The organism is Streptomyces sp. NPDC090022 (genome assembly GCF_044748145.1).
Taxonomy (GTDB): Bacteria; Actinomycetota; Actinomycetes; order Streptomycetales; family Streptomycetaceae; genus Streptomyces.
Genome location: NZ_JBIVFN010000001.1, coordinates 18,655 through 36,334 on the forward strand (window position 1 = coordinate 18,655; position 17,680 = coordinate 36,334).

At 70.8% G+C, this 17,680-nt stretch carries 13 protein-coding genes, 1 pseudogene and 1 riboswitch; of the genes and pseudogenes, 2 read left to right on the top strand and 12 right to left on the bottom strand.

Annotated features, from left to right (window positions below):
• Positions 1–5 precede the first annotated feature (5 nt).
• From ACIPXB_RS00085 to ACIPXB_RS00115, 7 genes are all read right to left on the bottom strand, one after another.
• A complete protein-coding gene (locus ACIPXB_RS00085) occupies positions 6–980 on the bottom strand; it encodes an ABC transporter substrate-binding protein (protein ID WP_401442433.1) in 975 nt (324 codons plus the stop codon).
• Positions 981–1,038: 58 nt separating this feature from the next.
• Entirely contained in the window at positions 1,039–3,024 is a 1,986-nt protein-coding gene (locus ACIPXB_RS00090) for an ABC transporter permease (protein WP_401442435.1), read from the bottom strand.
• Positions 3,021–4,118 (bottom strand): glycine betaine/L-proline ABC transporter ATP-binding protein, encoded by a 1,098-nt coding sequence (locus tag ACIPXB_RS00095; RefSeq protein ID WP_401442437.1) that lies wholly within the window; start codon positions 4,116–4,118, stop codon positions 3,021–3,023. The genes ACIPXB_RS00090 and ACIPXB_RS00095 overlap by 4 nt, the downstream gene beginning before the upstream one ends.
• The gene (locus ACIPXB_RS00100; protein ID WP_401442440.1) at positions 4,118–5,656 is read right to left on the bottom strand and encodes a GMC family oxidoreductase; all 1,539 of its coding nucleotides are present in this window, start codon (positions 5,654–5,656) and stop codon (positions 4,118–4,120) included. The genes ACIPXB_RS00095 and ACIPXB_RS00100 overlap by 1 nt, the downstream gene beginning before the upstream one ends.
• A gap of 92 nt (positions 5,657–5,748) precedes the next feature.
• Positions 5,749–7,248, bottom strand: coding sequence for an aldehyde dehydrogenase family protein (locus ACIPXB_RS00105; RefSeq protein WP_401442443.1), 1,500 nt, complete (start codon positions 7,246–7,248; stop codon positions 5,749–5,751).
• An 875-nt stretch (positions 7,249–8,123) separates the two neighbouring features.
• Positions 8,124–8,747 (bottom strand): TIGR02452 family protein, encoded by a 624-nt coding sequence (locus tag ACIPXB_RS00110; protein WP_401442445.1) that lies wholly within the window; start codon positions 8,745–8,747, stop codon positions 8,124–8,126.
• The gene (locus ACIPXB_RS00115) at positions 8,744–8,932 is read right to left on the bottom strand and encodes a hypothetical protein (RefSeq protein WP_401442447.1); all 189 of its coding nucleotides are present in this window, start codon (positions 8,930–8,932) and stop codon (positions 8,744–8,746) included. The genes ACIPXB_RS00110 and ACIPXB_RS00115 overlap by 4 nt, the downstream gene beginning before the upstream one ends.
• 190 nt (positions 8,933–9,122) lie before the next feature.
• On the opposite strand from ACIPXB_RS00115, the pseudogene ACIPXB_RS00120 reads away from it, so the two are divergent.
• Positions 9,123–9,272, top strand: a pseudogene (locus ACIPXB_RS00120) (gluconokinase); the annotation flags it as partial.
• Between the two features lie 125 nt (positions 9,273–9,397).
• On the opposite strand, the gene ACIPXB_RS00125 reads toward ACIPXB_RS00120, so the two are convergent.
• The 4 genes from ACIPXB_RS00125 to ACIPXB_RS00140 form a co-directional block, all read right to left on the bottom strand.
• Positions 9,398–9,853, bottom strand: a complete 456-nt coding sequence (locus ACIPXB_RS00125; protein ID WP_401444337.1) for a PRC-barrel domain-containing protein — start codon at positions 9,851–9,853, stop codon at positions 9,398–9,400.
• Positions 9,850–10,647 (bottom strand): alpha/beta fold hydrolase, encoded by a 798-nt coding sequence (locus ACIPXB_RS00130; RefSeq protein WP_401442449.1) that lies wholly within the window; start codon positions 10,645–10,647, stop codon positions 9,850–9,852. The genes ACIPXB_RS00125 and ACIPXB_RS00130 overlap by 4 nt, the downstream gene beginning before the upstream one ends.
• Positions 10,648–10,798: 151 nt before the next feature.
• Complete coding sequence (locus ACIPXB_RS00135; protein WP_401442452.1) at positions 10,799–11,392, bottom strand: TetR/AcrR family transcriptional regulator; 594 nt, start codon at positions 11,390–11,392, stop codon at positions 10,799–10,801.
• The gene (locus tag ACIPXB_RS00140) at positions 11,389–12,480 is read right to left on the bottom strand and encodes a saccharopine dehydrogenase (protein WP_401444339.1); all 1,092 of its coding nucleotides are present in this window, start codon (positions 12,478–12,480) and stop codon (positions 11,389–11,391) included. The genes ACIPXB_RS00135 and ACIPXB_RS00140 overlap by 4 nt, the downstream gene beginning before the upstream one ends.
• 630 nt (positions 12,481–13,110) lie before the next feature.
• Positions 13,111–13,283, top strand: a riboswitch (TPP riboswitch).
• 478 nt (positions 13,284–13,761) lie between these two features.
• Between ACIPXB_RS00140 and ACIPXB_RS00145 the strand changes: the two genes are divergently transcribed.
• Positions 13,762–14,628, top strand: coding sequence for an LLM class F420-dependent oxidoreductase (locus tag ACIPXB_RS00145; protein WP_401444342.1), 867 nt, complete (start codon positions 13,762–13,764; stop codon positions 14,626–14,628).
• A 181-nt stretch (positions 14,629–14,809) separates the two neighbouring features.
• Here ACIPXB_RS00145 and ACIPXB_RS00150 read toward each other — a convergent pair whose 3' ends face one another.
• Positions 14,810–17,473 (bottom strand): AMP-binding protein, encoded by a 2,664-nt coding sequence (locus tag ACIPXB_RS00150; RefSeq protein WP_401442455.1) that lies wholly within the window; start codon positions 17,471–17,473, stop codon positions 14,810–14,812.
• Positions 17,474–17,680: the final 207 nt, after the last annotated feature.

Consider the following 17,680-nt stretch of genomic DNA (forward strand, 5'->3'; position numbering starts at 1 on the left):
GCGGGCTACTTCTTGGGCATCCACGCCTTCCAGGTGGTCTCGTTCTCCTTGACCCACTTCTCCGCCGCCTGCTCCGGGGTCAACTTGTCGGCCGCGACGTACTTGGCGACGAGGTTCTGCTGCTCGGTCGTCCAGCGGAAGTTCTTCAGGAACCGCGCCGCCTCGCTGTCCTCCTTCGCGAACTCGGCGTTCATCCACTTCTTCAGCGGAACGTCGGGGTAGGCGCACGCGACCGCCTTCTTGTCGGCGTCGCAGCCCTCCTCGTACGGCGGCAGCTTCACCTCGACCAGGTCCATGGTCGCGTTCATCCACTGGGGGGTCCACCAGTAGGTGAGGAAGGGCTTCTTGTTCTTGTACAGCTGTTCCAGCTGTGCCAGGTGCGTGGCCTCGGCGCCTGCCTCGATCGGCTTGTAGTTCAGGCCGAGGTTCGTGATCAGGGCATTGTCGTGCGAGACGTATGACGGGTCGCCCTTGATGAACTGGCCCTGGGAGCCGCTCTCGGGCGTCTTGAGGAGGTCGGCGTACTTGTTGAGGTTCTTGGCGTCCGTGATGTCCGGGTGCTCATCCGCGACGTACTTCGGCACGAACCAGCCGATGTGGCCCGTCACGCCGAGCTCGCCGGCCGGGACGACGCTCTTGTTCCCCTCGACGTAGCGCTTCTCCTCCTGCGGGTGGCCCCAGTCCTCCAGGATCGCGTCGATCTTGCCCTGGCTCATCGCGTCCCATGCCGGGGTCTCGTCCATCTGCCGGGTGCTGACCTTGTAGCCGAGCTCGTGCTCCAGCAGATAGGCCGCGACCGCCGTGTTGACCTCGGCGCCCACCCAGGACGGGGTGTGCAGGTTGACGGTCCCGGACGCGCCGCCGGTCTCGGCGGCGCTGCAGGCGTTGATGGTGAGGAGAGCGAGCACGGCGACTGCCGCGCTGCCCACCTTGACACCGTGGGCCTTGATCCGCGGATGGCGGAAGCTCTGTGTGGTCATGGTGAGTTGCCTTTCGTGGGGAGGGGGGTGGGGAAGCCGGGGGTCCGGGCGGCCCGTGTCAGCGACGGGCAGCGGCGGTGGGGTTCCCGGCGGGGGGCTGGGTCAGCTTGTCCAGGGCGAGGCCGAGGCAGACGATGCCGGTTCCGGCGATCAGTCCGGTGCCGAGCTCACCCGCGGTCAGGCCCTTGACGACGTCGAAACCGAGCCCACCGCCGCCCACCAGGCCGCCGATGACGACAACGGCGAGGACGAGGACGACGCCCTGGTTCGCCGCGACGAGCAGCGCCGGCCGGGCGAGCGGCCACTGCACGTCGCGGATCTGCTGCCACGTGGTGGCGCCCAGGGAGCGGGACGCCTCCATGGCCGCCGGACTGACCTGCCGCAGGCCCTGTGCCGTGACCCGTACCACGGCAGGCAGGGCGTACACGGCCGCCGCCGTGATCGCGGCGACCCGGCCGGCGTTGAACAACTGCACCACGGGGATGAGGTAGATGAACTGGGGCAGGGTCTGCATGGCGTCGAACACCGGGCGCAGCACCCGTTCGACGGCCTTGACGCGGGCCGTCAGAATGCCGAGGGCGAAGCCCGTCAGCAGGGTGAGGGCGATGGCCACCAGCACCTGCGACAGGGTGTAGAGCGACTTGCCCCAGATGCCGAGCACTCCCGTGCAGGACAGCGCGAGCACCGCGGTCAGAGCGGCCCGCCGGCCGCCGACCAGCCAGGCGATCGCCCCGGCCGCCAGCAGCACCGACCACCAGGGCAGGGCCTGGAGCCCGTCGTTCAGCGGATTGAGCACCCAGGTGGTGAAGTTGCCGGCCCACACGGAGGAACCGCCCAGGACGGGGACGTCCTGGTACACCGAGGCCACCAGCCAGTCCACGCCCGTGTTCAGCGGCGCGGCGATGTCCACGGTCAGGGCGCCGGGCCAGTCGTCGGCCAGCCGGGGGCCCAGGGCCAGTCCGGCCGCCGCCACCGCGAGGGCCAGGCACGCCGCCCGTCGGCCGACGGGCGTGCCCGCGCGGGCTCCCGCCGCGGCGGTCGTGCGGTCCAGCCACACCGCGACCAGCACGATCGCGAGGCCGGCGGTCAGGCCCTGCCCGAAGTCCCTTGTCTTCAGCGCCTGGTAGACGCTCTCGCCGAGGCCGCCGGCGCCCACCACGGAGGCGATGACCACCATCGACAGTGCCATCATGATGGTCTGGTTCAGCCCCAGGAAGAGCTGCGCCCGCGCCATGGGCAGCCGCGCCGTCCACAGCCGCTGCCAGCGGGTCGAACCCAGGGACCGGGACGCCTCCAGTACGCCGGCGTCCGTGCCGCGCAGCCCCAGGGAGGTCATCCGGACCATCGGCGGCGCCGCGTAGATCACCGTGGTGATCAGCGCCGACGGGGTTCCGATGCCGAAGACCAGGACGAGCGGGAGCAGGTACGCGAAGGCCGGCAGCACCTGCATGGTGTCCAGCACCGGCCGCAGCAGTCGCTGGGCGCCGTCCGAGAGGCCGCAGGCCAGGCCGAGGAGCAGCCCGAGCAGCGTCGCCGCGGCGACGGACACGAGCATCAGGGCCAGGGTCCCCGTGGTCTGCTCCCACAGGCCGAGCAGACCACAGCCGGCCAGGGAACCGACGGCGACGAGGGCCGGACCGGCCCCCCTGCGGCCCGCGCCCGCCGCGTACCACGCCAGGGCCGCGGCGAGCGGGAGCACGCCCGCCCAACCGGCCGAGGTCAGGAGCCCGTGGACCGCGTCGACCGAGTCGGTGGCGGTGTTCGACAGGTGCAGCAGGAAGTACAGGAACACCGGATGGCTGTCCCGGTTGTCGACCACCCAGTCGGCGAAGGAGTCCAGGGTGGGCGCCAGGTCGAGACGCAGCGACTGCGGCCAGCCCCCCTCCGCGAGCAGTGCGATGGTGGGGAGCAGCAGAGCGAGGGCGAGCAGCACCACCGGGGCGGCGGGGCGCAGCGGGCTCCGGTCGGACCGGGGCGCGAGCGGCCGTACCCCGTCCCGGGTCCGCTCGGTGCGCGCGGGCGCGAGGGACTTCGTGGCGCTCATGCCGTCACCGCATCCTGGCCCGCGTCCGATGGGGCGGCGCCGGCCTCCGACCCCGCCGGGGCCGGAGCCGCACCGGCGACCACGGCGAGCAGGTGCGCGTGGTCCACGACCCCCAGCAGCTTCCCGTCCGAGACCACCCGGGCGGGCACGCCGTCCCGGACGACCGCGGCGATGCCCTCGGCCACGGTCGCGTCCGGTGCGAGAACGGCGCCGTGCGTGGCCTCGTCACCGGAAGCCGGACGCATCGCCCGGGCCACGGGGACGATCTGCTCGCGCGGGACGTCGCGGACGAAGTCCCGTACGTAGTCGTCGGCGGGCCGGGTGACGATCTCCTCGGGCGTGCCGAGCTGGACGATGGCGCCCTCCCGCATGAGCGCGATCCGGTCGCCGAGCTTGAGCGCCTCGGGGAGGTCGTGGGTGATGAACACCATCGTCCGTCCCTCCTCCCGGTGGAGGCGGACCACCTCGTCCTGCATGTCCCGGCGGATCAGGGGGTCGAGAGCGCTGAACGGCTCGTCGAAGAGCATGACTTCGGGATCGACGGCAAGGGCCCGGGCCAGGCCGACCCGCTGCTGCTGACCGCCGGACAGCTGGGCCGGGCGCCGGTCCTCCAGACCGGCCAGACCCACCTTGTCGACGACCTCACGGGCCCGGGACTGCCGTTCGGCCCGTGCGACGCCCTGGATCTCCAACCCGTAGGCCACGTTGTCCAGGACCGTCCGGTGCGGGAGCAGGCCGAAGTGCTGGAACACCATGGCCGCGCGGTGCCTGCGCAGCTCGCGCAGTCTGGCGGAGTCCATCGCCAGGACGTCCTCGCCGTCCATGGACAGTGCCCCGGCGGTGGGCTCGATCAGCCGGGTCAGGCAGCGCACCAGCGTGGACTTGCCGGAACCCGACAGCCCCATCACCACGAACACCTCACCCCGGCGGACGTCGAAGGAGACGTTCCGTACGGCCGCCGTGCAGCCGGTGAGCTCTCGGATCTCGGCCGCCGACATCTCGGCGTACCGGGGGTCGGCCGCCACCCGCGCGGCCTTGGCACCGAACACCTTCCACAGACCGCGTACGGAGAACACGGAATCGTCGCCGTCCATCAGGCGGCCTCCTTTCCGGCGGCGGACGCCACAAGCAGCTCGGCGCACCTCTCCCCGACCATCAGGACCGCGACCATCGGATTCACCGCGGGGATGGTCGGGAAGACGGACGCGTCGGCGATCCGGACGCCCTCCAGCCCGCGAACGGTCAGGTCCGGAGCCACCACGGCCAGGCCGTCGTCCTCCGCGCCGATGCGGCAGGTGCCGGCCGGGTGGTAGACGGTGTGCGCGACCTTCCGCGCGTACTCGCTCAGCTCCGCGTCCCCGGTCACCTCGGGGCCCGGGCACACCTCCCGGACGAGCCAGGAGGCCAGCGGCTCGGTGGCGGCGATCTTCCTTGCGAGGCGGATGCCGTCGACGAGGGTGCGCGCGTCGTAGTCGTGGTCGTCCGTGAAGTAGCGGAAGTCCAGGGCCGGCTTGACCTCGGGATCGGCGCTGGTCAGGTAGAGCCGGCCACGGCTGCGCGGCTTGGGGATGTTCGGTGTCATCGACACGCCGTGGGCGGGGCGTTCGTAGCCGAGCCGCTCCGGATTGTCGGTGAAGGGGACCTGGTAGAAGTGGAACATCAGGTCCGGCCCCGGGGACCGCGGGTCCCTGCGGACGAACAGACCGGCGTCGCTGTCCATCGCGGAGTTGTCGGGTATCGGCCCGTCGGTCTCCCAGACGATCACGGACTCCGGGTGGTCGAGCAGGTTCTCGCCGACACCGGGCAGATCGTGGCGGACCTCGATGCCGAGCGCGGCCAGGTCCTCACGCGGGCCCACGCCCGAGTGCAGCAGCAGCCGGGGGGTGTCCACCGCACCCGCGCATACGACCACCTCGCGGGCCGCCCGGACCGTGATCTCCTCGCCGTCGGCGGTGCGGGCCCGGACGCCGGTCGCCCGGGCGCCGTCGAACTCCAGCCGGTACGCCCAGGTTTCCAGCAGCAGGTGCAGGTTGGGGCGGTCCAGGAAGGGGTGCAGGTAGGCGACCGATGCCGAGGAGCGCTTGTTGTCCTCGGGGTGGTAGGCGAGGTCGAAGAAGCCGGCGCCCTCGTGGAACGGCTGCCGGTTGAAGCCTTCGATCCTCGGGACCCCGAGGGCCTGCTGCGCGGCGTGCACGAAGTCGCGGGCGATCGCGTTGCGGTCCTTCTCGTCGACCGGGACGATGTTGTTCAGGAGCCGGTCGAAGTAGGGCTCCATGGACGGCGCGTCCCAGCCGTCGGCTCCGAGCGCGGCCCACTCGTTCCAGTCCGAAGGCAGTGGCTTGAAGGCGATGAGGGTGTTGTGCGAGGAGCAGCCGCCGAGGACCCGGGCCCGGCTGTGCCGGATGTGGGAGTTGCCGCGGGGCTGTTCGGTGGTCGGGTAGTCGTAGTCGAGTTCGCCGCCGAGCAGTCCCATCCACCGCCGGAGGGTGAGCACTTCGGGGCGGTCCACGTCACTGGGGCCGCCCTCGATGACGGCGACGGTGACGTCCGGGTCCTCGGTGAGGCGGGAGGCGATCACTGAACCGGCGGTGCCGCCGCCGACGATGACGTAGTCGTAGGTGCTTTCGGGCATGGTGCGTTTCTCCAAGGGGCGTGGGTGTCCGAGGATGCGGGGGAACCGGTCCTGTCCGCGGCGTGCGGGTGCCGCGGCGGCCGGCCGCCGGGTCATCCGGAGAACCACCGCACGGGGCGGGGAGCCAGGTTCTGGTAGATGTGCTTGGTCTCGCGGTACTCGGCGAGCCCCGAGGGGCCGAGTTCCCGCCCCACGCCCGACTTGCCGAAGCCGCCCCACTCGGCCTGCGGGAGGTAGGGGTGGAAGTCGTTGATCCAGACGGTGCCGTGGCGCATCCGGGCAGCCACCCGCCGGGCCCGGCCGGCGTCCGCCGTCCAGACCGCGCCCGCGAGACCGTATTCGGTGTCGTTGGCCAGGGCGACCGCCTCGTCCTCCGTGCGGAACGTCTCCACCGTGAGGACCGGGCCGAAGACCTCCTCGCGGACCACGCGCATGCGGCGGTGGCACCGGTCCAGGACGGTCGGCTCGTAGAAGAACCCGCCGGCCGGACGGATGCCGGACGGCTCGGGGCGCGAGCCCCCACTGCGCAGCACGGCGCCCTCGGAAAGCGCGGAGGCGACGTACTCCTCGGTCCGTTCCAGCTGGGTCCTGGAGACCAGTGGCCCGCACTCGACGTCCTTCTCGGTGCCGCGGCCCAGGCGGATCCGGCCGGCCCGGCGGCTCAGCTCGGCCACGAACCGCTCGCGCACCGACTCCTCGACGATGAGGCGGGAACCGGCCGAGCAGACCTGACCACTGTGCATGAACGCGGCGTTGAGGGCCTGGTCCACGGCCGTGTCGAACCCCGCCGCGGTCTCGCACGCGTCCGCGAAGACGACGTTCGGGTTCTTGCCCCCGAGTTCGAGAGCCACCTTCTTCACGCCGGGCGCGGCGGCCTGGGCCACCCTCACACCGCTGCTGAGGCCGCCTGTGAAGGAGACCAGATCGACGTCGGGGTGCTCGGCGAGGCGTGCGCCGACGGTGTGGCCGGGCCCGGTGACCAGGTTCGCCACACCTGCGGGCAGCCCGGCCTCCGTCAGCAGGCGGATGAGTTCCACGGTGGTGAGCGGGGTGATCTCGCTCGGCTTGACGACAAAGGTGTTTCCGGCGGCGAGTGCCGGGGCGATCTTCCAACTGGCCTGGAGCAGCGGGTAGTTCCAGGGAGTGATCAGTGCGCACACCCCTACCGGCTCGTGGACGACCACGCTGTGCACGCTCGTGGTGCCCGCATCCACCACCCGTCCTGCGCCTTCGCCCAGCACGAGGTCCGCGAAGTAGCGGAAGGCGTCGGCCACGCAGTCCACATCGGCGCGTCCCTCCGCCACCGTCTTCCCGGCGTCGCGGCTTTCCAGCAGGGCGAGTTGCTCGCGGTCGCGGACCAGCAGGTCGGCGACGCGGCGCAGCAGCGCGGCCCGCTCGGCCACCGGGGTGCTGGGCCAGTCCCCGGAGTTGAAGGCCGCGCGGGCGGAGGCCACAGCGACGTCGGCGTCCTCGCGGGCGCCTTCGGCGACGACGGCGAAGGGCTGTCCGTCCGCGGGATCGATGATCTCGCGCCGGGCTCCGCCGAGCGCGTCTCGCCAGGTGCCGTCGAAGTGAATGGTGTGTGCCAACAAGAGCCAAACTTTCTGCTTCTGATGGGCCGTTGCCGGTTGCCCGGTGTGGCCCGTGTCGCCGCCCTCCGGCTGAGGAGGCAGGCGGGATGTGGGCTGATCGTCGGTCGGAGGCTCAGGGCGCCCCCGCCGGGCGGACCGGCGCTGAGCGGGAACACGGGGCCGGCGCTGCGTGGGGCACAGCCGTGGGCCGGGGGACGCGGTGCGGTCGGTCCCGGCCACCGGGCGTCCTCCGGTGGTCGGCCGGGGTGCGGGCGGTGGTCATGCGGGCCGAAGCTACCCAGAAGTTATTGAACGCGCTTGACCTGAAAGTGTTGTGGGATGCAGTCGGAGGTGGTATGGACCTGGCGAGAAAGGCGCAGGATTATGTGATGGGCGACACAGGAAGAAGGTTGCAAATCGCCCAATGGATGACATTCTCCCGCCAGATAACGAGAATGTAACATCTTTGCCCTGTGCCAAATTTGCGATGTGAATGTTATGTCATCGTCGGTTGCCGGGTGGTTTGGGCCGGGCGGAGCTGGCTAAGGGCGGGGTGCGAGGCGATGTCCTCGCGCAGGGCGGGGCGGCCCGCGGTGCGATCTGCCATCGCTTCCCTGCCGGTTCGCGCGGCCCGTCGTCCGGACAGCTGCCGAAGGCGCTGGGTGCGCCGTCGCCGCGGTGGCCATTCCTGCGGGCCACGAGGACGCGGTCGGAACCGGCCACCGGACGCTCACCGAAGTCGACGCGATGGACGGGCCTGACTTCGAGGAGTTCGTGGCCGGCTTGTGCCGGCGGGACGGATGCGCCGACGCGCCTGTCCGGCTGCCCCGTCTCGCCACGGGCGATGCCGGTGCGCCGGCCGGCGTGCTCGCCGATCCCGGTGACGCGGAACGTCGTCAACTGGCGAACACGGCCCGGAAGGCGGCGCGATGGGGGGAGTCGGCCGAGCGGTCCCAGACGGCGAAGGTGATGCGGACGAACGGGGCGCCGTGGGTGTCCAGGGCTTCGGCGAACGCGCCCGCCACCTCGGCCGGGTCGTTGCCGAACACGCCGCAGCCCCACGCACCGAGGACGAGCTCGCGCGCCCCGTGGTGGGCGGCCACGCCGAGGACGCGGCGGGCCCGTTCGGTGAGGGTGTCCTTGACGTCGATCTTCTCACCCCGCGAGTGCAGCGCCAGCTGGCCGGCGTTGGGAGCGGGGGAGGTCAGGAAGGAGACCTGGTAGGGCTGGTCGAGCAGGGCGTGGGAGCCGTCGCGGATCACCGGTACGTGTGGGGAGAAGATCACCCGGTGGCTGTAGTTGAGGTCGGCGGACGCCCGATGGGCCGCGTAGTAGTCGGGGGCTTCGAGCAGGCACGGGTAGAGGAGGGCGGTGCGGCAGAGGTCCTCCTCCTGGGCCTTGGCCCCCCGCAGGTACCCGCCACCCGGGTTCCGGGCGGAGGCGAAGTTGAGGACGGCGACGTGCTCGACGCCTTCGTCGGTGAGGCGGCGGGCCGCGCGCATGCTGTCCTCGTCGGTCACCTCGGCCTCACCGGTGAAGGGGCCGGTGGGCGCAGGGGCGAAGGCGGGGAGTAGGAGACGGTCCCTGAGCGGGCGGCGGCGAGGGCGGAGGCGATGGAGACCCGGGTGCCAGTGGAGGTGGTGTAGCTGCCGGTGGTCGCGACGCGCTCGTTCTCGGTAGCGAGGTTCCTCAGACGGTTACTCATGGAGGGCGATGGTAGCGGGGAATTAGCGTCAGAGTGACGATTTTGCGGACCCGCGGAAAGTGCAGGCCAGGAGCCTTCTCGTCCGAGGCGGTGGATTTTTCTTCTGATCTCCGGTCCGACGCCTGCCGGTTTCGAGTACGAAACGCCCTTGACCTGCAGAAAGCAGGCAGGGAGCCGTCTTCTCGCGCCCGACGTTGCGAAGATGCGGGCCGGGCACCCGCTCGATGACGAAGACCGGCGCCCCTGGCTGAACGGGATCGCACAATGGCTGGTCAGCCATGCGGAAAGCGGGGGTGTGATCACGTGCTCGGCGCTCAGGCGCCGCTACCGTGACCGGCTGGGTAGTCGCACGCGCCTACCGTACGCAGCGGCCGCACAGGCCCGAGCGAACGCCGGGCCCGTGGCGGCGCTCGGTCGGTGTGCGGGACCCGGCGCAGAGGCGTACGGGGGCCGGGTGGACTGTGCTCACAGCTGGTAGGGGAATCGCGGGGGAATGCAGCCGGTCCCCCAGAAGGGCGCGTAGCCGTAGTGGCTGTAGACCCGGTCGGAGTATTCGCGCTGGTCCACAAGTTCCGGATCGTACTCGGGCGCGTCGACGACGTCGTCCCGGGTACGGTCGATGCGGACCTGGTCCTCGGTCACGTCGGCCACGGCGTCGACCGGGAGGTAGCTCTTCTTGTCGCCGATGCCGAGGAAACCGCCGTATTCCATGAGCAGCAAACGGACCTTGCGCTGCTCCTCGTCGATGATCAGGTCGCTCACCTTGCCGAGTTCGTTGCCGGAGCGGTCGGCCACCTTGCGGCCCCGCAGGTCCTCGTCCGCGGCAGGCCGTGGTACCCACCCCGACGGGTCGGTGGAGGCCGCGTTCCGGAGCCGCCAGGCACTCCCAGACGCGCCGCTGAGCGCGGCGCCGGGACTCAGGGGTGCTGGTGGAGGAACCGCGCGATGGCGTTGTTCACACGCTCCGGTTCCTGCTCTGCCGGGTAGTGACCGGACTGTTCGAAGACGAGGGTGACGTCGGTCGCGAGGGCGGCCAGTCCTTCTGCGACAGCCATCCCCATCGCGTGCCGGCCTCCGATCGCCAGGACGGGTGCGGAGATCGGCCGTTGGGCGAGTGCCCGGATGCTGTCGACGTCTTCCGACCGGGTGCGGTAGTAGGCGAGCCCGGCGTCCAGGACGCCTGGAGCGCTGTACGCCTCGACGTAGGCGTGCAGGACGTCCGCGTCGAGGCCGGTCGGTCCGGCGCTCTGTTGCAGGAAGGCACCGTAGTACGCCGCTTCCCGCCCGGGTACGAGCCGCTCGGCGAGGCCGGGTGCTCGGTTGAAGGGGCCGTGCCAGGCCGGATAGTGGCTTCGGCCGGCCGGGGGGATCTCGATGTCGACCCTGGGAAGGATCTCCTCCTCGACGACGAGCGCACGGACCGACTCGGGCGCTGCGGAGGCCATGAGGTATCCGACCGTCGCGCCCCAGTCGTGACCGACGACTGCGTAGTGGGTGACGCCCTCCCGCGCCAGCCGTGTCCTGACCCGTTCAGCAAGTGCCGCCTTGCGGTAGTCGTTCACGTCGGGGGCGGGGGTGGCGCCGAGTCCGGGAAGCGTGACGGGAATCGTGGCGACACCGGCTGCCTCGAGGGCGGGAACCAGGTGTCGCCAGTGACCGGTCGTGACCGGCCAGCCGTGCAGGAGTACCGCCGTCGGGGTTCGGTTGTCGTGCATCATGATGTCCTTCGGTACGCGTGATGGCTGTGGCGAGAACTCGGTCCCGGCTCCGAGTTCGGTGGTCACCGCCGCCCGGACGGAGCCGGCATGGGTGATTCCGTCGGAGCGAGGCCGCGGAGGGCGCGGAGCCCGCGCCCTCCGCATGGCCTCAGTCCCGGTCTTCGTCCGCGAGGAAGGTGAGCAGGACGTGACGCAGATGGGCGTCCGTCTCTGCGCTGCGCCGCCCGGCGACGCCGGAGCGGAACAAGGAGGCTCCTTCCATGAGCATCACGAAGACCTCGGCCCGTCGGCGGGCGGTGTCCGGGGACAGCGCGGGGGCGTGGTCGCGGAGGAAGTCGGCCACATGGGTGGCGTACTGATCGTAGAAGGCGCGGACGGCCGCGGCGGCCTCCGGGTCGTGTGCGGCCATGGCCCAGACCTCGGTGAACAGCCTTACGAGAGCCGGGTCGTCGTGGTCGGTGAGGACGCCGTCGAGGAGAGCGTCGACGCTGTTGCCGTCCGGGCGACTGGTGAGGAGTGCGACCCGTTCCAGTGAGGAGGCGAGGACGCGGTCGAGGAGAGCGGACAGGAGGGCGGAGCGCGACGGGAAGTAGTACTGGAGGTGCCCGAGTCGTACGCCGGCCTCGTCCGCGACCGCCCGCAGTGTGAGTTCGGAGCCTCCGGACGAGGCGAGGATGCGCCCGGCCGCGTCGAGCAGGGCCGTGCGCCGCTGCCTGCCCTTGGGCGTCGGCTTGGAGCTCACGAGGCGACCTCGCCGTGAGCCCGGTCGGTTCCCTCGTCGAAGGCGAGCTCGACGCCGAGGGCCGTGAGAGATCCGATCGCCTGCGCGGGGGACGGGTGTTGTTCGGGGAAGACCGTTCCTCGGGGGGCGGAGGAGCCGTCGGTGCCGAGGACGCGGCGCAGACCCAGCACCGCACCGACCGCGGTCAGGTGGTGTTGTCCGAGGGGGTCGGTGACGGTCATGGTGCGGGTGCGCCCTCGGTGCGAGACGTCGACGCGCAGCTGGGCCGTGCCGCCCTCGCCGGGCGCGTGGAGGACAGCCCGGCGCACCGGGGTCCAGCGGTCACCGGATGCCCAGCGGAAGAACCCCGTCCTGCGCAGCGCGAGGAGTGCGCGGGTCGTGGCCGGGGAGCTGAAGCCGATGCGGGTGGCTGCCGTGGTGGCCCCGAGGGTCAGGGGGAGGGTGAACTGTTCCGGCGTGTCGATGCGCGCGACTCGCACCGGCGCACCGCCGATGCCCACGGTCCGTGTGTCCGTGAGCGGCGTTGCGAGCCGGCGCGCACCCCTCTCGACCACCTCGAAGTCCACGCCCAGCCGGTCCATGAACTCGACGGAATCCGCACCGGCCCGGTCAGCCGTGTCCCAGCGCACGGCGATCTCGATCCGCTCGGCGCCGCCCAGGTCCGCCGCGAGCGCCGCCGCGACCAGACTGCTCACCCCGCCCATCCAGGCGGAGGAGAACAGGACGGGTGAGTCCGGGCGGAGCAGGGCGGTGAGAGCGGTGGCCCGCTGCAACCGGCTCGTCCAGCGCGTGATGTCGACGTAGGGGACGCCCCCTGCCACCGTCGCGCGCAGCACTCGGTCGTCAGGGTCGTTGACCGAGCTGATGACGGCCCGTACGTCCGCCCGGAAGGGGGTCGGGTCCGCCAGGTCCCAGGCGCGTGCCTCGCCCCCGAGGGCAGCTGCCAGGGACCCGCCCTTGTCGGGGGAACGCCCTGTGAGCAGCACCGGAGTGTCCACGGCGACCATCCGGGCGATCTCGGCCCCCACGGTGCCGTACCCGCCGGTGATCAGTACGGGGCCGGAGGGGTCCAGGCGCACTTCGTCCATCGATTCAGTGATCATGCGTCCCAGTATAGGTCGATCGACCTAGAAAGTTGAGTGGCGATGTCCGGTGGCTGAGCGCTCCTCGGTGTCCTGGGCGGTCGTCGAACGATCTTCGGTCAGGGATCGAGGTCGGGTGACACGTCGCTGTGAACCGTCCGATGCGGAGCGGCCCTTCGTGGAGCCGTCGCTGCCCTGGTCCGGGGGGCGGACGGATGGACGGTCCTCGTGCGGAGGGCCGCGGCCGGGGTGGCCTGGCGGGCCTCCTCGTAGTGGTAGGACGCGCGGCAGACTCCAATCCTGTCCTGCCGAGGTTCGGTCAGCAAACGGCCAGCATTGGACCCGGCGGCTTCCCGCGCTCTCGGCCTCCGCGCCCATCGCCGGTGCCCGCCACGGGCGGGATGGCGACGAGGGGCTGGTGGGGCGACTCATCGGATGGGCCTCGGCGTGGGGCCGGCCGACTCTGGGTAGGGCGTGATGCCTGACATCCGCAGCCGTACTGGCGACTCCCGGCTGCCGTATGCATGGATGTCGGCCCGACGCCGCACAGGCAGGCAGCGCCGGCTTCTGCGGGAGGAAAGAGTGAAAATCGGATGTTTCCCTCGTTGGCTGCGGGGTAACCAAGAAGTAGGCCTATGAAGCGAGCGAGGGAGCTCGACCGGAGTAGCCGACTTTGGCGGAAGCGAATGAGGTCCGCCGGGGCCGACAGCGACTGTCGGGCTGAGAGGCCGGAGGGTGTGATGACCCGAAGGCGACCCCCAGCACCTGATCCGGACAATGCCGGCGCAGGGAGCCCGCTTCGTAGGTCGTCCGCGTACCCTCTCCGGCCCGGTACGCTTCGTGCCGCGACTGCACAACCCGGGCTTGCAAGAGCTGATCCTGCTCCTGGCCGGCGAAGCCCCCGCCCTGGAACCGGCCGCCGCGGTGCTCACGTACTTCGCGGTCCCACGCGGCTGAGCCGCGAACGGGCCGGTTGTTTCAGCGGCGCGGCCCGTCCACGCTATCAGGTGAACGTTCGAGCGTGATCTCGAAGGCGCGCCTGCGCGGGGTGGGCACGGCCCTGTCCCTGGTAGCAGAGGGCAGCGAGGTGGATCACCGCTCGGCGCAATCGGAGCGACGGCCCTGTCCTCCCTCGGTGTGGCAGGCGGGTGACCATGTCCATCCCGTGACCCGGGTGGGGGCGGGCGAGGTGTGGCGGCGTACTGGACGGGCTGGGCGCGGCTTAGGCTCGGCGGCGAGAGGCGGCGCTGCCGCCCGCCGTCTTTTCTGCGGAGGCTTCTTGTGAAGTTGGGGCTGCATTACTGGAACTTCTCAACGCCCGCCGATCCGGCACGGATCGCTCCCACCCTGGCCGCAACGGCCAGAACCGCAGAGCAAGCGGGCTTCGCTTCGTTCACCGTGATGGACCACTACTTTCAGATGGAGACGCCGACCTCCGCGGCCGATGAACCGATGCTCGAGGGCTACACGACCCTCGGCTACGTGGCGGCGCTGACCGAGCGTATGACGCTCGGGCTGCTCGTCACGGGGGTGATGTACCGGCATCCGGGCCTGCTGGCGAAGATCGTCACTACGCTCGATGTGCTCTCCGGCGGTCGGGCCCGCCTGGGCCTCGGCGCATCCTGGTACGAGCGCGAGCAGCGCGGACTCGGGGTGCCGGTGGTGCCGGTGGCCGAGCGCTTCGAACGTCTGGAGGAGACGCTGCAGATCTGCCGGCAGATGTGGAGCGACGACAACGGACCGTACGAGGGCCGGCGCTTCCGGCTGGCCGAGACCCTCAATGTGCCGGCGCCGCTGACCCGGCCGCACCCGCCCATCATGATTGGGGGCGGCGGCGAGAAGAAGACGCTGCTGCTCGCCGCGCGTTATGCGGACGCGTGCAACCTTTTCGGCTCCAGCCCCCAGGACGTGGCGCACAAGCTCGACGTCCTGCGCGCGCACTGCGCCGACGAGGGCCGCGACTACGACGCGATCACGAAGACCGTCCTGGCGCTGCAGCCGCCACTGGACGACCCGAAGGCATTCCTCGGCCAGGCGGAGCAGTACGCCCGCCTCGGCGTCACGGAGCTGCAGGTCATGCCGGACCGGGACCCGGTCGATTTCGCACAGCGGGTGGGACAGGACGTGGTGCCCCAGCTCGGGTCGATCGGCTGAGCACGCAGGGCGCGATGCCAACCGGCTCCCCCGGGGGGAGCGGGCCGGCCTGGGCCCTCCTCGAAGGGATCTTCAAGCCACGGGCGACGTCCCCCGTGCCCCTCCTTCGCTGTCGGGGACGACCGCGACGTGAATGGTGTCGGCATGGGACAGCGCAGCGGGCCCCGGCGCAGCCCGTGGCTCAAGGACCTCTGCGCCCTTGAACGGAGGTTGTCGGCGTAGGAGTTCGACGGAACCGCTCCACTACGGACACCGGAACCCGGACTCGGAGTCCCTCAGGGGCGTGTCTGCGGAGTGAACCCGGCGGGAGCAGCGAGGGCAGTCCGCGCATCACGCGGGTCGCTGCGATGCCGTAGGCGACGCCGAAGACCAGCGAGGCGAGGAAGGCCAAGTGCCGGGAGAACCCGTCGATCAAGGGGAAGATCTGCCAGTGGGTCAGGTAGATGTACAGCGAGCTGCCGGCCAGGAGACCGGCGACCTGATTGACGCGTTCGCGACCGGGGAGGGTCGGCACCCACACGAGCAGGGCGAACGTGCCCATGATGATCGCTTCTCGTCCGGGGTCGCCGGGGAAGAAGCCGGGCACCGTGATCAGGGCGGCGGCCGTGACGATGATCCGCTGTGTCCTGGTGCCGGCCTTCGCCGCCGCCCAGCCGAGCGCGAACAGCCAGAAGACGGTGACCGCGTCGGGCATCCGGGTGCGGTCGGGGAGCCCGAGCAGGTTGTAGCGGGTGAGCAGGCCGAGAGCGGCGAGTGTCAGGGGCAGGCCGTACGGGAATCGGCGTTCCGCCCGGTCCGCGAGGGGGAGTGCCAGGAGGGCCACGGTGACGATCAGGATGTAGACCAGCGCCTCGATGAACCAGAAGTGCATGCCCGTCTTGCTGTCCTCGGGCCCGAGGACACTGTCGAGGAGGGCGAGGTTGGCCAGGGTGTAGTCATCGTTGAGGAGGAGGACGAAGCCGATCCAGATCATGGCCGGCACCGCGACCCGCGCGATGCTGAGGCAGGCGCGCCGGATGCGCTCGCCGCGGTCGGCGGTGGTGAGGTGGAAGCGGGCGAAGTTGTAGCCGGCGATGGCGAGGAGCAGGTGTGCTCCGCCCTTGATGCCGAAGACGTGGATGTGCGATCCGACGATGCAGAAGATCGCCATGGCGCGCAGGGCGACGCTGGTCTCCAGTGTCCGCCCGCGTGCCGGGATCTCTCCCGCCGGGGGCCTGAGTTCCCGGATCGGCGTGGTGTGCCAGTCGGCCGGCAGGTGACCGAGCCGCTCTTCCAGGTGGAGAGACATCTCGACGTACGAGAGGGAGTCGCCGCCCAGGCTGACGAAGGTGCTGTCCCGCGTCACATCGGTCCGGTCGAGTACGCGTGAGTAGAGCAGGCACAGGTCTTCGGGGTCGTTGCCCGGGCCCTGTGCCGATGAGGCGGCGTCGGCCGGGCGGGCCAGTTCGCGTACGGCCCGGTAGTCGGGCTTGCCCGTCGACAGACGGGGAAGGTCCGCCAGGACGTGGACCCGGACCGCCCGGGCCGGCAGGCCGCACTCGCTCGTCACCAGCTTGCGTATGCGCCGCGCGTCGGCCGCGTGGGCACCGGCGGTGGCGACGGCGGCCACGGACAGCCCGGTGTCATCGCCGGTGCACAGGGCGGTGACGCCGCGCCGTGCGAGCATCGCCTCGACCTGTGCGGGGTCGATGCGCAGGCCGAGGATCTTCGCGAACCGGCTGCGCCGGCCGACGATCTCGTACATGCCCTCGGCGGTGCGCCGCGCGATGTCGCCCGTGTACAGCTCCTCCACGGTCCGGCCCAGGGCGAGGTCGTCGGGGGAGTGAGCGTAGCCGAGCATGACGTTCGGACCCGCGTAGACGAGTTCCCCGGTGTCCTCCTCGGACCAGTCGGCCAGCGGCCGGAGCCGGAAGGAGCCGCCGGGGATCGCGACTCCGGCTGCCTCGGGGTGGGTTTCCGCGAGGTCGGGCGGCAGATAGGCCATCCGGGCCGTCGCTTCGGTCTGACCGTACATCGCGAACAGCTCCCAGCCGGCGGCGCGGCCGAGAGCCGCGTAGTGGCGGACCCGGCCGGGCGCGAGCCGGCCGCCGGCTTGGGTGACGTAGCGCAGGTGGGGCAGGTCCATCGCGGCGAAGCCGACGCGGTCGAGCAGGTCGAAGGTGTACGGGACGCCGGCGAAGGTCGTTCCGCGGGCGTCCCGGAACAGATCCCAGAAGCAACTGTCGGCGACCGAGAGGTCGGTGAGGATCAGTGCGGCGCCGCGCAGCAGATGACTGTGGATGACGGAAAGGCCGTAGCAGTAGTGCATGGGCAAGGTCGTGGCAGCACGGTCGGTGTCCCGGATTCCCAAGTACTCGGAAATGGATTCCGCGTTGGCCTGAAGGTTTTCGTGCGAAAGCCGGACCAGTTTCGGTGACCCTGTCGAGCCGGACGTGCTCAGCAGGAGGGCGAGGTCCGGGTGCAGGTCGTGCGCGGAGCAGGGGCGGCGTTCGTCGAGCAGCCACTCCCCGCTGTCGTCGGGGCATGCGACAACATCCGGATCGTACGTCTCGAGGAGTGACTGCACCGCTTCCGGGTGGTCGCCCGGCACCAGCAGGACCGGGTGCCCCGCCGAGAGTGCCGCGAGATAGACGACGAGGGCGTCGACAGTGTTGGCGCCGGCCACCAGGACCAGGCGGCGCGTTCGGCCCAGGCGATCGGCTGCCGCTTCCACCCGGGCGGCGAGCTCGCGGTAGGTCACGGGGCCGTCGGCGGTGATGACCGCGGTGCGGTCGCCGTGGGTCGCGAGTTCGCCGGCGAAGGGGACGTTCTTTGAGCCTGGCAGCAGGGCGGAAGGGGCTGTCACGAGCGCATCTTAGGAAAGGCTTACCTCATGGGGTAGTCACAGGAATGTCACGGCTGGGCCAATGAAGATCCATAAGGAACTCGCGGGTAGGGTCGGCTCCGCCGAACCCCCGGTGAGGCTGAAATGTTGTGCGCATCACCTTGACCTTTAGGTTAGCTTTACCTTACTTATAGGGCGTTCACAGGTTCTCGCTGCACGTGCAGGAAG

Coding starts and splice junctions, on each gene's coding strand:
- ACIPXB_RS00085 (WP_401442433.1), bottom strand. CDS start 980: ATGACCACACAGAGCTTCCGCCATCCGCGGATCAAGGCCCACGGTGTC.
- ACIPXB_RS00090 (WP_401442435.1), bottom strand. CDS start 3,024: ATGAGCGCCACGAAGTCCCTCGCGCCCGCGCGCACCGAGCGGACCCGG.
- ACIPXB_RS00095 (WP_401442437.1), bottom strand. CDS start 4,118: ATGGACGGCGACGATTCCGTGTTCTCCGTACGCGGTCTGTGGAAGGTG.
- ACIPXB_RS00100 (WP_401442440.1), bottom strand. CDS start 5,656: ATGCCCGAAAGCACCTACGACTACGTCATCGTCGGCGGCGGCACCGCC.
- ACIPXB_RS00115 (WP_401442447.1), bottom strand. CDS start 8,932: ATGAGTAACCGTCTGAGGAACCTCGCTACCGAGAACGAGCGCGTCGCG.
- ACIPXB_RS00130 (WP_401442449.1), bottom strand. CDS start 10,647: ATGCACGACAACCGAACCCCGACGGCGGTACTCCTGCACGGCTGGCCG.
- ACIPXB_RS00140 (WP_401444339.1), bottom strand. CDS start 12,480: ATGGACGAAGTGCGCCTGGACCCCTCCGGCCCCGTACTGATCACCGGC.